We start from the raw sequence: 14,443 nt of genomic DNA, 5'->3' as shown, positions 1-14,443 counted from the left end.
GTTCAACGCTTAGATAGAAAAACGGCGGGTACCAACCGGTACCCGCCGTTTTTTGTGGCTGCACTCAACCAATGGGGCTTTACTCACTTCACTACGAAGCACGCTGCCCACGAGCACAGCGAGGTTCCCCCGCGGCGGCTGGGGCGGAGGGGGTGGGCGAGATAACACAAAGGCTCGCTCCCCCTCGACTGCCCCCAAAACACCCGGCTATGCCGGGTGCTTAGCTGCAGGTAGCACCACTGCTTTGCTAATTAAAACTCCGCCGAGAACTGAACACTGGCAAAGCGCGGCGCGCCAATGTCGTAGTTCGGCGCCGAACCGGTCACGCTCGGGTTCACCTGCGTACCAGGATCAATGATACGGATGTCGCTGGTGTTCAGCTTCTGCGCATTGATCTGGGTGCTAGGAATACCGGCCAGGTAGTTCTTGTTGAACAGGTTGGACACCGCCAGACGCAGGGTCGGGCGCTTCATGAATGAGGCGTTGTTGAAGCGATAGGCCGCGTTCAGATCCCACACCGTCACCGCAGCGACCTGCTCCTGGTTCATCAGGTCACCGTAGCGCTTGCCGGTGTACTTGGCGCCCAGACCGGTCGTAAACGGACCGTACTGGTAGTTCACGCCCGCACCCAGCAGGATCTTCGGGGTGTCGGTCATGGTCTTGCCCGTGGTCGGCAAGGCCACCAAAGCAGCACGCTCACCGGTGGTGGTATTGTTCTTCCCAACGTATTGCAGGAAGTCATCCTTCAGCTTTTCGCGAATGTAGCTGGCCGAACCGTACAAGGAGAAACCGGCGCGCTGGCTGGTACCGAACTCCAGTTCGAAACCACGCTTTTCGGTATCACCGACGTTGTAGTTTCGACGGGTGCCGTCAGCATCCAGTCGCTGGGCCTGACGGTCCTTGAAGTCCACAAAGAACACCGAACCGTTGAAGTTGAAGCTATCGCCTTGGTAGCGGTAGCCCACATCGACGTTGTTCGACTGCTCAGGCGCCAAGTCGCGGCTGTTGTACTGAGTATTAGTTTGATCCTGGATCAGCTCATAGAGGATGAAGTTGGCCGGGGTGCGGAAGTTCTTCGACAGCGCAACGAAAGCATGGCTGCGCTCATCGATGCTGTACTTGGCCTGCACGTTCGGCAAGACCTTGTTCCAGGTACGCGTCACCGTGACCGACTGAGCACCGGCGCCGCCACGTGTTTCCAGGAAGGCTTTTTGTGCATCTTCCGAACCAGCGCCGTAGGTCGTACCTTCGCGCTTGGTATGCGGCGTACGCACGCCGGCCAGAATGCTGATGCTGTCGCCGATCGGGAAGGCATCCTGCAGCGTGAACTGGGAGACCTTGGTGCGAGTTTCCCAGTTACGGTCCAGACCACCGGATTGGCCATTGTAGATGCTGCCGTCGTTACGCAGGATGACATCGTCAGCCCACATGTCGACCGGGTTGCCCTGATTATCAACGGCAACTTGCGGACGGGTCTGACGATGGCGGGCGTTTTCCAGCCAGACTGCGGCCATCAGCTTGTGATCGCCCAGTGTCCAGTTCAGGCGGGTGGTCACGCCAGGGCGATGAGTAACGGTCTTGGAAATGGCGTACACCAGCACTTTGTCCATTGCATCGCCGTCACCATTCAGATCGCGACCGTTCTTGGTGAAGGTCTTTTCGTCCAGCGTAGCACCACTGGAACCGCCGCCCTTGCCGTACCAGAAGTACGGCTCGACTTCGGCACTGACGCCCGGAGCCAGCTTGAAGCTGCCCTTGGCGCTGGCGACGTAGTTCTCGAACGGGTTCTGGGCGAGGGCGTAGTAGTTGGTCAGGCTGCTTTCGTCATCTGCCTTGCCTGCGGTGATCTTGCGGCCGGCAAAGACGGTGTCGTAGTCGTAGTAGCGGTTGGCTTGCCAGTCGCTCAGGCGGGCACGGCGCAGGAAGTTGATCTCGGCCTTGTTGTACATGATGCCGGCGCTGATCTGGTTGCCTTCGCCGAGGCTGAGGATGCTCTTGGCGTCGAAGTGCAGGCGATCGGCCTTGCCTTCGCCACGCCACTTGTCGGCTTCAGACTTGGAGACCGAGAAGTAGGATTTGAACGGGCCGGTGATGCCGGTATCTACACGGGCAAAGGTGCGGTACAGGTTGTTCTGGCCGAAGGTCTGGGCAAACTTGAAGCGGAACTTGTCGGTCGGCTTTTGCGAAACCAGACCCACGTTACCGCCGGTGGCGCCGATGTGCGGGGCGTCGTTGTCGGTGGTGCCCTGGGTGACGTAGATCTCTTCGAGGTTTTCTGCGTCAACGTATTCCTGCGGGTAGACGTCGTAACCACCCGAATCGTTGACCGGTGCACCGTCAACGGTGAAGCCCATCTGGCTGGAGGAGAAGCCGCGGATGGTCATGGTGCCGCCGAACAGGCCGGTGCCGTCTTGCGAGAAGGCGTTCACGCCGGGCAGCTTGTCGATCAGCTGGAAGGCGTTGGAGGTGGCGGTCTTTTCTTCGATGGCCTTCTTGGTGACGGTGGCGCGCGCACGGGCTGCCTCTTCGTACACCATCTTGCCGCCGGCAAAGACACCCTTGCCTTCGATCTTGATGTTCTGTTCTTCAGGCGCATCCGCACTGACGGGCTCTGCGGCCATCAGGCCGGCAGACAGGCTGGCCATGAGGATGGCCAGTGGGGTTTGTTTGAACTTCATGAGGAATACACTCCCTTTCGATATTCGTCCGCGCGACTGGCGTATGACCTTGGGCCGGCACCTCACAATGAGGACACGCGGCACACCACCCGGCATCGGTCCGTCTATTGATTGACGACTACGACACCCGGTAAAGGCGCGAAGACTAGAGAGGGAATGTGAAATCGCTGAAACCGTTTTGTTACGGTTACATAAAGACTTTGTTACAGACTGTGAATAACAGGCGATAGGCCCGTAGCTATTGGCCTATCGCCCATTCGGCATGGATCAGCCGACCTTTTTCGCCTTGACCTTTCTGTTGCGCAGGACACACAACATATCGGCCGCGATGTGCGCCGCCGCAAGCGCGGTAATCTCGCTCTGGTCAAACGGCGGCGACACCTCCACCACATCCATGCCGACCAGATTGACCGGCTCCAGCCCACGGACGATATGCAGGGCCTGGGCACTGCTGAGGCCTGCCGGCACCGGTGTGCCGGTACCCGGTGCAAAGGCCGGGTCCAGGCAATCGATATCGAAGGTCAGGTAGGTGGGATGATCCCCCACGATCTGCAGTATCTGGTCCAGCGTGGCCTGCGGCCCGTGGGCATGGACCCAGGGTGCATCCAGTATGTGCATGCCCATGAAATCATCGTTCCAGGTACGAATGCCGACCTGTACCGAACGCTTGGGATCGATCAGTCCTTCCTTGATGGCCTTGTAGAACATGGTGCCGTGGTTGAGGCTATCCGGACTGTCATCCGCCCAGGTATCGCAATGTGCATCGAAGTGGATCAGGCTTAGCGGCTGGCCAAAACGCTCGGCATGGGCCTTGAGCAAGGGATAGGTGACGTAATGGTCGCCACCGAAGGTCAGCATCGTGGCGCCGCCGGCCAGGATGGTCCTTGCATGCTCGATGATACTGGGCGTGATGCTCATGGGGTTGTGGGCATCGAACCAGCAATCGCCATAGTCGATGACGGCGAGGTCGTCGAAGGGATCGAATCCCCAGGGATAGGGCTTGAGTTCCGCTAGCTGCACGCTGGCGGCGCGGATGGCCGCGGGGCCAAGCCGGGCGCCGGGCCGGAAGGTGACGGCCAGATCCAGCGGGATACCGCTGATGACGACATCCGCACCGGTCAGATCGCGGCTGTACTTGCGGCGCATGAAGCTCAGGACGCCGGCGTAGGTATTTTCAATGCTGCTGCCGTACAGGCTGTCACGACGGATGGCACCGTCGCCGTAGAGGGTTTGGCTCATGTGGGACTGACTCCAGGAGGGGCAGGCAAGCCCGTGCGCTGGCGCTACAGGTGCCTTTGCTTGCCACCTTGCGCCCTGCCTTGCCGGCAGGACGGCTCCCGTCCATCTTTAGGCAGCCGACGCGTGGAGGCTGCTGCAGATCGGGAGGACATTGCCTCCCGAGAGTGCAGGGTGATCATACCTTGCCGGCGGGTGGTGTCGCTCGCGTGCTGCAAAGTCATACCCCCTTTGCAGCAAAGGCGCACCAGCAGCGCAAACGCCGGGCGTTGATACATAATGGGATGACACCACCTGACTATCCAAGTTGCATGCTCCGACGCGCATTGAATTACGGGTACCTGTACTGCCTGATCCTGGCTTCCTCGCTCGGATGGGGGGCAACCTGCCGCGCGTGGTGGTCATCGAGAGCTACCACGCCGGCTATATCTGGGATGCAGGCTATATCGCAGCCTTGCAGCAAGGGCTGGCGGGCAAGGTCAACCTCGATTTTTTCGAGATGGATACCAAGCGGCTACCGAAGGAAAAGCATGCGGAAATGGCCGATCGGGCCTGGACCTTCATCCAGGAGAAACAGGCCGATGCGGTCATACTGGGGGATGATGCCGCCTTGAAATTCCTGGGGCCTCGACTTGCCGGTACCGCAACCCCGGTAGTGTATCTCGGGATCAACGGCTCCCCCGCCACCTATCTGACCAAGCCCGCACCCAATATCACCGGCGTGCTCGAGCGCCCTTCGATCAGGCAGACGCTGCAACTGGCCAAGCAGTTGCAACCCGGGCTGAAGGAAGTCCTGGTCATGCTGGACAATGACCTTACCGGCCAGCAATTGCTGGACTACGCCTTTCAGGCCAAGCGACGACAGGTCGTGGCCGGCGTACAGATCGAGGTCGCGCTGATCGATACGCTGACGCAATGGCAGGACAAGGTCCGCGCCTTTGCCGGCCCGGACCGAGCGCTGCTGTTATTGGGCTATTTCTCGATCAAGCAGGACGGCAAGCCGGTAGACAATATCGCCGTGTTGCGCTGGACCGCCGAGCATGCCGACATGCCGATCTACTGCAACAACGACTACGCCATCGGCCTCGGCCTGGCGCTGGCCGGTTACATCAACATGGCGCGAACCCAGGGTGCCGCCACGGCAGAACTGCTGCTGAAGAAGCTGGCCCATCCACAACAGGCAATACCCCCTGCCATTCCCTCCACCTACCATCTCCTGGGCAGCCGCAGCGGCCTGGCACGGTTCGGCATGAACCCACCCGTCAAACTTGCGGAACAGATCGAGTGGGTCGACTAGGCCGGCTGGTTCAACCGCCGCACGGGATACGGCCCATGGGGAAATCGATCGCCCTGGTCTTGCCGTTGCGCGTGCCCTCGATACGGGCCAGCAGGCTGCCATCGGCCTGCTGCCGATAGCTGATGCGCTGCGGGAAATCATGCTGGGGGTTCTCGAACTGCATTTGCCCCGGCTCGGAGGACACCAGCCTAAAGCTCGCTTCAGGCTGACCGGAGGGCTTGGCGGTGAAGTAGAGCTGGCCATCCTGTTCATGGATACGCAGGAACTCATACTCCGCCATCTTGCCCTTGCGCACGGAACGGCTGACGCCCAGCATGGCGCCGCCGGCCGGTGCGAGCCAGTGTTCTTCCGAGCCCGGCTCCGCCCCGCTGGCTTGCCAGCAACCGGCCAGCCATTGCAGGTTCGGCCAGGCCGGCAGATCCGCGGCGGCAGCCGAAACAGACAGTGCCAGTATCGGTATCAACCGCATCAATGAGCGCAATGACATGTGACCTCCTTTGCGGGTGGCATCACGGGGTCTTGCCCGGTTTGCAGTCGCAGACATCCTCGCCCTTGTCGAATATCACCCGCCAGGTGCCGGGCGATTCGAGACGCCAGATGGAGTTGAATGTCGCTACCCGCTTGCCGGCCGGGTCGCGGACCGGGCCGGAACTGAGCGCCAGCGTGCCGGAGGGCAGTACTTCGACCGTCTCCGGCTCCCACGAGAACGGTGCCTTGGGTTGATCATAGAAGCGCTTCCAGCCATCGACCACGGCCTGTCGGCCATGTAAGGGCTTGGGTCCGGAGAAGAAGATGGCTTCTTCCGAGACAAAGCCGGCGAACGCCACGAAATTGCGATCCGCCATGGTCTTGGCAAAGGCCCGCTCGGCAGCCATGACCTGCGCCTGAAGGGTTTGCGTATCGTCTGCCTGCGCTGTCGCAAACAGCGCCCCGCCGAATGCAATCACTGCGGCGAATTGTCCAAATCGTCCGAACACGTCGTGAGCTCCCTTGTTATTGCTGGCGCGATGAGGCCAGCATTGTTTCTGCAACGATCAGCCTTGCTCGGCCGACCATTTCTCCATCCGTGTCTGCATTTCTTCCGGGGGGACATCCTCGATATGGGTGGCGATATGCCAGCTATGGCCAAAGGGGTCGGTCACGCTGCCTACCCGGTCGCCGTAGAACTGGTCAGCCACCGGCCGATCCAGCTTGCCGCCCGCGGCGACGGCACGGGTGACTACGGCATCGACATCCTCGACATAGAACATGAGCGTGCTGGTGCGGCCTTTCAGTGTCTTGGGACTGATCGCCCCCCATTCCGGCGCCTCGTCGGACAGCATCACAAAGGAGTCGCCCAGCTTGATCTCGGCATGCGCCATGCGCCCCTTGTCGTCCGGCATGGTCAGCACCACCGTTGCGCCGAACGCACGCTGGTAATAGTCCAGCGCAGCCTTGCCGTCGTGGACCGTGATGTAGGGCGTAATGCTGTGATAACCCTCGGGTATCGCTTTCACTGGCTTGGACATGATGCACTCCTCGAATGGGGATTCCACAGTGTAGACAGGCAGCATGTACTTTGCCGAGGCGTGCGATCAATGCAACGCACTGTAAATAATATTCAACATATGCTAGCGTCCACCCGATCATTCAGGGAGATCGTGCATGCTCAACTATCGCGACCAGGCTCATATCGAATCCTATTACGTGGCCAGTACGGGGAACATTCCCGACCACCCACGGCTGGAGGGCGATCTGGACTGCGATGTCTGCATCGTCGGCGGTGGCCTGGCCGGTATCTCGAGTGCGCTGAACCTGGCTGAACGCGGTTATTCGGTCGTCTTGCTCGAGGGATCGAAACTCGGCCACGGGGCATCCGGTCGCAACGGCGGGCAGGTGATTAATGGCTATGCCTGTGATATGGATACGATCCACAAGGCGGTGGGCGATACGGCGGCAAAGGCCATCTGGGATATGTCGCTGGAAGCGATCGATATCATCGACGAGCGGATCAAACGTCATCATATCGATTGCGACTGGCAACGCGGACACACGATGGCGGCAGTCAAGCCGGCCAAGTTCAAGGAACTGGCAGACTGGCAGGAAACGGCGGCCAAGCGATACGGTTATCAGCACTACAGCCTGTGGGACCAGCAGGCCCTGCGCGGCCACCTCGACAGCCCCCGCTACGCCGGGGGTCTCTACGATGCCCAGGGTGGGCATCTGCACCCACTGAAGTATGCACTCGGCCTCGCCCGCGCGGCCCAGGCGGCAGGGGCGCGATTGTTTGAGCACAGCCCGGTAGACCACATAGAACAAGGCAGCCATCCCAAGGTAACTACCGCGACCGGCAGCGTTCGCTGCCGGCAATTGATCCTGGCGACCAATGTGTCGGGCGGGGAGCTCGTTCCCGCGCTGGGCAAGCGCATCATGCCGGTAGGCACCTATGTGATCACCACCGAACCCTTGGGCAAGGTGCGTGCGGAAGCACTGATCAACCCCAATTTCGCGGTAGCCGATACGCAGTTCGTACTCGACTACTATCGACTGACGGCCGACCATCGCCTGCTGTTCGGCGGCAAGGTCAGCTACTCGGGCCTGCCACCACCCAATCTGGCCGGCGCCATGCGCAGCGACATGCTGCGCGTCTTCCCGCAACTGGCCGATGTACGTATCGACCATGCCTGGGGCGGCTTTGTGGATATCACCATGAACCGGGCGCCGGACTGGGGCCGCCTCAGTGACAACATCTATTTCTGCCAGGGCTTCTCGGGCCACGGCGTGGCGGTGACGGGCCTTGCTGGCAAGCTGATTGCCGAGGCCATTGCCGGCCAGAACGAGCGGCTCGACCTGTTCAGCCGCATCAAGCATCTGCCCTTCCCCGGCGGCAAGCTGTTCCGCACGCCCAGCCTAGTGTTAGGCATGGCCTGGTATCGCCTGCGCGACTATCTGTAGCCTCCCTGCCCCACCCGGGCATGCCCTAAGCAGGCTTGATTCGCCGGCGGCCGGCGCGACGGCTATCATCGGCCGCTTTGCCCGATACTGTGCGGAGATCGCCATGAAGTTGATCCGGATCCTGTTGGCTGCCTCGCTGGCGGCCGGCACGTTTGCCGAACCCATTACCGTGGCCAGCTGGAATTTTGGCTGGCTGCGCAACGAGCCGGTGCCCGAGGCCCTGTGGCCGACCTGCCAGGCGCTGCCGCAAGGCCGCGATGAACGGGAGCAGGCCATGGCCTCGCTCTGTGACAAGACCTATCCCTCGGACAAGACCGCGCGCGAGCAGTGCATGACCCAGCACCCCTGCCGCTGGACGCCACGACGGGCAGAGGCCTACAAGATACTTGGCGAGATCAGTGGCGTGATCAATGCCGATGTGATCGCGGTGCAGGAAGTGGAAGGTACGGCCGCGCTGGAGAAGGTCTTCCCTGGCTACAAGGTGTTCGTGGCGGGTGACGACTGGTTGCAGAAGGTCGGCTTCGCGGTGCGCGCGGACAAGTTCAAGGAAGTGAGCTTCAAGGATTACGAGGGCCTCGCCAAGGCCATGGGGGACCGTCGGGGTCGCGGTGGCGAACTGACGGTGGTGGACAAGGCCGGCAAGACCATCAAGTTCTTCAACGTCCATTTGAAATCCGGCTGCTTCGACAAACCGCTGGGCCGCGATGAAGAGGTCAGCACGGACATCGCCAAGGGCATCAGCAAGGAGCGGTTCAACGACGATGGCAGCATGAAGGCCAAGCCGCGCAGTGAGGATACGGCCAGTTGCAATATCCTGGCCCGTCAGGTCAAGCCACTGGAGCAGTGGATCGATGGTGCGGCCGCATCGGGGATACCCTACGTGCTGCTCGGTGACTTCAATCGCCGATTTGACAGCGCACTGGAAGTCAACGCGCCGGCGCGGACCGAGCAGGGCAACCAATTGACGATCTGGAAGGAGATCAATGACAGCGAGCCGCCGGAATCCACGCTGACCCGGATCAACGAGCGGCGCCGTACGGTCGATGCCTGTTCGCACAAGGGCCGTTACCCGGTCATGATCGACCACATTATCGTCAGCAAGTCGCTGGCGGCGGGGGTACAGGCCAATAGCTTCCGCCAGTGGCCGGTGAATATCGAGGACCCGGAACTCAGCGATCACTGCCCGATTTCGGCCGTACTGGACTGGAACCGTCCAAACCCCTAGAAGCCTTTGCTTATAAGGGTTTGCGGGGTGTGCTTATTACCGACGCCGCGACTGACCATAAGGCTGGCGCAGCGTTTTCCATGCTTGTAGCATGCCAGCCATCAGTCACCCTTTGGGCACACGCAATGAAAACGACCCTCTCTACCCTTCCCCTGCTAGCGCTGTTGGCACTGGCGGGGTGTAACAAGCAAAGCGGGATCGAGACGGGTAATGCCGGCGGGATCGTCACCGGGGCGGCCGGACAGAACGGCAGCCAGGGCGAGACACGCAAGATCGAGAAGTGTGCCAAGCCGATCGCGACGCTGGGCGTGATCGAGAACCCCAATGGCTATACCTATGCCAACGCCCGCGGGTTGCCGGAATCGCCCGTGCCACTGGTGCGGATGATGCTGCAGCAAAGTGGTTGCTTCCGCATCGTCGACCGCAACCTGGGGCTCAAGGGTAGCAAGCAGGAGCTGGAACTGCAGGAGAGCGGCCTGACCCGCAAGGACAGCACGGTCAACGTGCGCGGCAACGTGCTGGAGGCGCAGTATGTGCTGACGCCCACGCTGGTGTTCTCCGAACATAATGCAGGCGGTGGCCTGGAAGGCATCCTCGCCCGGATTCCGGTCATCGGCCAGTATGCGGGCCTGGCCGACAAGGTGACGTTCAAGGAGGCGCAGGTCGTGCTGATGCTGACCGATGCGCAGACCACCGAGCAGCTGGTATCAGCCGAAGGATCGGCCAAGGCGACCGACCTTGGCGCCGCCGGACTGATCATCGGTGTCGCCGGCGGTGGTGGCATGGCAGGCTGGACCAATACCAACGAAGGCAAGGTCATCTCGGCGGCCTTCCTGGATTCGGTCAACAAGCTGATCCCAAATGTGCGCGAGCTAGAAGCGAAGGACATGCCGGAGCGGGTGGCGACCAAGAAAGCAAGTTGAGTTACCTTACTCAACCATGAAAAAAGGCGAGCCCCATGGCTCGCCTTTTTTCATGGGTTCCCGATCAACTCCGTGACTTCGCCCAGGCGACACGCGCCTCGCTGGCCCGGTTAAAGCGACCGGCCAGGCCTTCTGCATCCTGTGCTTCCAGCAAGGCGATGGTGTCGTCCAGCTGTGCACGGTAGGCCTGTAGATCACGTAGCAAGCCATCGCGGTTGGCGAGCGCAATATCGCGCCACATCTCCGGGTGGCTGCCGGCGATACGGGTGAAATCCCGGAAGCCGCTGGCGGCCAAGGCCAGGCAGGTCTTGGCATCCGGCCGCTCCAGCACCGCATTCATATAAGCAAAGGCCAACAGATGCGGCAGGTGGCTAACCGCTGCGAATACGGCGTCGTGCTCTTCGGGCGAGAGCGCCAGCACATTGGCGCCGCATTGCTGCCACAGCCGAGTAATATGTTCGGCCGCGTCCGGGTCGGTTTCCGGCAGGGGGCAAAGCACCACATTGCGCTGTTCGAACAGGCTGTAGCGGGCGGCAGCGGCACCGGACAGATCCGAGCCAGCAATGGGGTGAGCCGGTACGCAGCGATCCAGGCTCTCACCCAGGTACTGACGATACAAGGCCGCCACGTCACGCTTGGTACTACCGCCATCGCTTACCAGGGCATGCCGCGGCAAGGTGGCGACGATGCTGGCAAGCACCGGCCCCATCTGCCCGACCGGTGTGGCCAGCAGGACCAGATCGGCATCCTTTACCGCATCGGCCGCGTCTTGGCTGATCTGATCCACCACCCCCAGTTGCAGGGCGCGTTCGAGATTCTCGAGCGAGCGCCCTACCCCGACGACCTGGCGCACCAGCCCTGCGCGCTTGAGATCGAGCGCGAAGGAGCCGCCGATCAGGCCCACGCCAATTACCACCAGTTTGTTCAACATCCCTGCCTTCTCCTCGCGGAAGCCGCCCTGCTACTGGTCTCTGATTTGCGGTTCCAGGTGATATTCGGCCACATAACGGTACTGCAAGGCTACCGTCCGCTTGCCGACGTTGCGCCAGGAGAGGCAATAGTCGCGCTGTTTTTCTGCCACAAAGCGCTGTGGCAGCAAGGACTTGAGGCTGACTTCGGGCACAGGTGACAAGACCTTATCCCCCTCCCGATAGTAAAGCCTGAAAGTCAGCGGCGCGCTCGACTCATAGGCGTAACGCAAACCTTCGCCCGCCTGGAAGGCAAAACATTCCTCGTAACCGGCTCCCGGCTTGATGCTGGTCTGCTTCGGAACGAAGTCTGCATGCTGGTACTTGGCCATGCAGGTTGCGCAAGCGAGGGCAAGCAGCGCGCTCATTACAGGGTCCGGCCGATAGCTTGGGCGATCAGGCGCAACGAGGCCATCAGGTCGATCAGTTCCTGTGGGGTAAGGGCCTGGTCGGCATCACACCAGGCATCGCACGGGTTGGGGTGCATCTCGACCAGCAAGCCGTCGGCACCGGCTGCGATGGCGGCACGGGCGAGTGCCGGCACCATCCAGGCCTTGCCGCCGGCATGGCTCGGGTCGATCAGCACCGGCAGGTGGGTCTCTTTCTTGAGCACCGGCACGGCAGTGACGTCCAGCACGTTGCGGTAGGCGGTCTCGAAGGTGCGGATGCCGCGCTCGCACAGGATGATGTTGTTGTTACCGCCAGCGGCGATGTATTCGGCCGCCATCAGCCATTCGGAGATAGTGGCGGAGAGGCCGCGCTTGAGGATGACGGGCTTGTTGACGCGACCGACTTCCTTGAGCAGATCGAAGTTCTGCATGTTGCGGGCGCCGATCTGGATCACGTCCACATCGTGCTTGAGGAAGGTTTCCAGCATGCGTACGTCCATCAGCTCGGTGACGATGGGCATCTGGTATTCCCGTGCGGCCTCCTGGAAGAATTCCAGGCCCTGCACGCCCAGACCCTGGAAGGCGTAGGGGCTGGTACGCGGCTTGAACGCGCCACCACGCATCATGCGGCAACCGGCGGCGTGTACACCGGCGGCGGCCTGGTGCATCTGTTCCTGGGTCTCTACCGAGCATGGGCCGGAGATGACCTGGATCTGGTTGCCGCCAAGCTTGATACCGCGGATGTCGATCACGCTGCCGGAAGGACGGGCTTCACGCGAGACCAGCTTGTAGGGCTTGACGATATGGATGGCCCGTTCCACTCCGTGCATCTGCTCGATGCTCTGGGCATTGAGCGGGCGTTCGTCGCCGATGGCGCCGACCAGGGTACGCTCGCTGCCGCGGGAGACGTGCTCGGTCAGGCCGGCATCGCGGATACGGGCGATAACCTGATCAAGATCGGCCTGGGAGGACTCGGGGGACATAACGATGATCATGGTGTTTTCCTTGCTGTGCATTTTGAAAAAGACAAAGAAAAAGGCGGGCCTGTTTAGGCCCGCCTTTTTGAATTCGTTGGTTTCTTAAGGGTGAAACCGGCTAGCCCGCGTCAACTTGTGGTCGGGAAGTAATAAAACGAAAAAAAGTTGACGGTCTGGCGCATGGTGGTTTGCTTTGGTGCGGTAATTTCTGTGAAGTTGACTCAGCTTAACCGAAAAAATTGCTGCGTGTATAGCCGTTTGGTAGAAAAGTTACGTAGTTGTTTTCCCTAGTCCACGGACTTGTCAGGCATCTCCCCGAGCCGGCATTGCAAAGGCATATTCAGCGCTTGCGTCGAGCGGCCAGGTACTTGCGCCAGCGTTGCAGGCGGCGGGTAAATCCGCCGCCACCAGCCCGCCAGGCGGCAAAGCGCGCCCGTATTGCCACCATGCCCTGATGGGCTGTCTGCCACCACCACATGGCATGCAGGCGGGTAAATATCCGCTCCCGCCAGTAGAGGAAAAACGCGTAGCCGCGTGCAAACCAAGGCACGGTCAGCAGCGTGGGCTTGAGCAGCATGAACAGCCGGGCGGCGATAGCGGTGCCGCCGATCTTGGCGGCAAGGATGACCTGTAACCCCAGCACCACGTGGTGATGCCCGATCAACCAGAGCGCAGCGAGCTTGATCGGAAATAGCAGCACCATGGGGACCAGAAACATTGGCAAGGCTGCCCAGGCCGGCAAGCCGGCCACCCAGCGTTCCAGCCTGGCCCAGAATGGCAGCCGGGCCAGCAGGCCGAACAGATTGGCCAGTTGATCCCAGAGAAACTCCTCCAGGAAGATCAGCAGCGCCGCGAGCAGGACCAGCGGTGCAGTCGCCCAGCGTTTCAGGCGCTGCCCGGACCGCACCGGTTGGGTCATGCCTTACGCTCGACAATCACATAATGCTTGGTCATCGCCTCGATGACTTCAAACGTGCCCCGAAAGCCCGCCGGTATCACCAGTGATTCGCCCGGTCCGGCTTCGGCAGCCTTGCCAGTCTCGTCCGTGATGCGACAGCGGCCTGCCGTGACGAAGAAGAACTCGTCTTCCTTCTCGCCAAATTCAATACGCCAGCTACCGACCTCACACGACCAGACGCCGGCATGGACTTCGCCGGTCGGGTTGCTGAAATGGTTCCAGGTGGTGCGCAGCGGATTACCGACCAGACGCCGGCTTTCGCGCGGATGGTCATGCTCGGGGGCGGTGGTCTGCTGGCTGAAGGCGATGATGGCGGGCACGGTAGGGTCCTGGTCGATAACGTTGCGAGCCATTGTAACCAGCCCGCAGCTCGCAACAAGTACCTCGCCGCCGTTATTCGGGCAGGCTGGCGATATCGGGCGCCAGGAATTGACGCCGGGCGGCGTCGGTCTCGATCAGGGCGACGCTGTAATACGGCGCCAGCGCGGTCTTGCTCGATGTCAGCAGGTGGCCGGCGCGCTGTTCAAAACGGCGCCATTGCGCCTGCCAATGCGTATTGGGGGGGATGTCATCCGGTAGTTGCAGCGCCACCAGCCTGATCAGCGCCTCGGTGATGGTGACGTGGTATTTGTCAGCCGCATTCAGGTGCTCGCAATAGCGACGCAGCGCTTGCCGGAAACGCGCTGCGCCATGCTCAACACCATGGCGCTGCATGGCCGACCAGGCGGCGAACACATGGCCGCGATGATCGAAGGCATAGGCCGGCAGCTCACCGCTCTCTAACTCGGCCAGGATGTCGGGCAGTGCTTTGGGTTCGGCCGGCCGCAACTGGATCGCGGTTTCGTAGGGAATGGTCAT

15 protein-coding genes are annotated in these 14,443 nt (G+C 61.3%); 4 read left to right on the top strand and 11 right to left on the bottom strand.

Translation table 11 applies throughout. The annotated features are described in order from the left end of the window. Nucleotides 1–251: 251 nt before the first annotated feature. Together ACYVHK_RS03570 and speB are read right to left on the bottom strand one after the other, a co-directional pair. Nucleotides 252–2,678, bottom strand: coding sequence for a TonB-dependent receptor (locus ACYVHK_RS03570; RefSeq protein WP_460527669.1), 2,427 nt, complete (start codon nucleotides 2,676–2,678; stop codon nucleotides 252–254). A gap of 267 nt (nucleotides 2,679–2,945) precedes the next feature. Beyond that, on the bottom strand, nucleotides 2,946–3,917 hold the full coding sequence (gene speB, locus ACYVHK_RS03565; protein ID WP_460527667.1) for an agmatinase: 972 nt from the start codon (nucleotides 3,915–3,917) through the stop codon (nucleotides 2,946–2,948). Between the two features lie 370 nt (nucleotides 3,918–4,287). On the opposite strand from speB, the gene ACYVHK_RS03560 reads away from it, so the two are divergent. Beyond that, nucleotides 4,288–5,211 carry an ABC transporter substrate-binding protein gene (locus tag ACYVHK_RS03560; RefSeq protein ID WP_460527665.1) on the top strand — a complete coding sequence of 308 codons (924 nt, stop codon included), beginning with the start codon at nucleotides 4,288–4,290 and terminating at the stop codon, nucleotides 5,209–5,211. A 10-nt stretch (nucleotides 5,212–5,221) separates the two neighbouring features. Here ACYVHK_RS03560 and ACYVHK_RS03555 read toward each other — a convergent pair whose 3' ends face one another. The 3 genes from ACYVHK_RS03555 to ACYVHK_RS03545 are packed head-to-tail and all read right to left on the bottom strand — an operon-like array spanning nucleotide 5,222 to nucleotide 6,719. Next, the gene (locus ACYVHK_RS03555) at nucleotides 5,222–5,698 is read right to left on the bottom strand and encodes a DUF6265 family protein (RefSeq protein ID WP_460527663.1); all 477 of its coding nucleotides are present in this window, start codon (nucleotides 5,696–5,698) and stop codon (nucleotides 5,222–5,224) included. Between the two features lie 22 nt (nucleotides 5,699–5,720). Next, the gene (locus tag ACYVHK_RS03550) at nucleotides 5,721–6,188 is read right to left on the bottom strand and encodes a YybH family protein (RefSeq protein ID WP_460527660.1); all 468 of its coding nucleotides are present in this window, start codon (nucleotides 6,186–6,188) and stop codon (nucleotides 5,721–5,723) included. Between the two features lie 57 nt (nucleotides 6,189–6,245). After that, the gene (locus tag ACYVHK_RS03545) at nucleotides 6,246–6,719 is read right to left on the bottom strand and encodes a VOC family protein (protein WP_460527658.1); all 474 of its coding nucleotides are present in this window, start codon (nucleotides 6,717–6,719) and stop codon (nucleotides 6,246–6,248) included. A gap of 136 nt (nucleotides 6,720–6,855) precedes the next feature. On the opposite strand from ACYVHK_RS03545, the gene ACYVHK_RS03540 reads away from it, so the two are divergent. From ACYVHK_RS03540 to ACYVHK_RS03530, 3 genes are all read left to right on the top strand, one after another. Then, a complete protein-coding gene (locus ACYVHK_RS03540) occupies nucleotides 6,856–8,145 on the top strand; it encodes an NAD(P)/FAD-dependent oxidoreductase (RefSeq protein ID WP_460527656.1) in 1,290 nt (429 codons plus the stop codon). Between the two features lie 103 nt (nucleotides 8,146–8,248). After that, nucleotides 8,249–9,370 (top strand): endonuclease/exonuclease/phosphatase family protein, encoded by a 1,122-nt coding sequence (locus ACYVHK_RS03535; protein WP_460527654.1) that lies wholly within the window; start codon nucleotides 8,249–8,251, stop codon nucleotides 9,368–9,370. A 125-nt stretch (nucleotides 9,371–9,495) separates the two neighbouring features. Then, nucleotides 9,496–10,293 carry a CsgG/HfaB family protein gene (locus ACYVHK_RS03530; RefSeq protein WP_460527652.1) on the top strand — a complete coding sequence of 266 codons (798 nt, stop codon included), beginning with the start codon at nucleotides 9,496–9,498 and terminating at the stop codon, nucleotides 10,291–10,293. 64 nt (nucleotides 10,294–10,357) lie between these two features. On the opposite strand, the gene ACYVHK_RS03525 is transcribed toward ACYVHK_RS03530, so the two are convergent. From ACYVHK_RS03525 to ACYVHK_RS03500, 6 genes are all read right to left on the bottom strand, one after another. Further along, nucleotides 10,358–11,224, bottom strand: coding sequence for a prephenate dehydrogenase (locus ACYVHK_RS03525; RefSeq protein ID WP_460527650.1), 867 nt, complete (start codon nucleotides 11,222–11,224; stop codon nucleotides 10,358–10,360). Between the two features lie 30 nt (nucleotides 11,225–11,254). Beyond that, nucleotides 11,255–11,629, bottom strand: coding sequence for a hypothetical protein (locus ACYVHK_RS03520; RefSeq protein WP_460527648.1), 375 nt, complete (start codon nucleotides 11,627–11,629; stop codon nucleotides 11,255–11,257). After that, entirely contained in the window at nucleotides 11,629–12,645 is a 1,017-nt protein-coding gene (aroF, locus tag ACYVHK_RS03515) for a 3-deoxy-7-phosphoheptulonate synthase (protein WP_460527646.1), read from the bottom strand. The genes ACYVHK_RS03520 and aroF overlap by 1 nt, the downstream gene beginning before the upstream one ends. Before the next feature lie 322 nt (nucleotides 12,646–12,967). Next, nucleotides 12,968–13,546 (bottom strand): hypothetical protein, encoded by a 579-nt coding sequence (locus tag ACYVHK_RS03510; protein ID WP_460527644.1) that lies wholly within the window; start codon nucleotides 13,544–13,546, stop codon nucleotides 12,968–12,970. Beyond that, nucleotides 13,543–13,938, bottom strand: coding sequence for a cupin domain-containing protein (locus ACYVHK_RS03505; protein WP_460527643.1), 396 nt, complete (start codon nucleotides 13,936–13,938; stop codon nucleotides 13,543–13,545). Before ACYVHK_RS03505 ends, ACYVHK_RS03510 begins: the two co-directional genes overlap by 4 nt. A gap of 40 nt (nucleotides 13,939–13,978) precedes the next feature. Continuing rightward, complete coding sequence (locus tag ACYVHK_RS03500; RefSeq protein ID WP_460527641.1) at nucleotides 13,979–14,443, bottom strand: hypothetical protein; 465 nt, start codon at nucleotides 14,441–14,443, stop codon at nucleotides 13,979–13,981.

This window comes from Chitinimonas naiadis, assembly GCF_054780835.1.
This window is presented reverse-complemented; position numbering and strand designations above follow the sequence as displayed.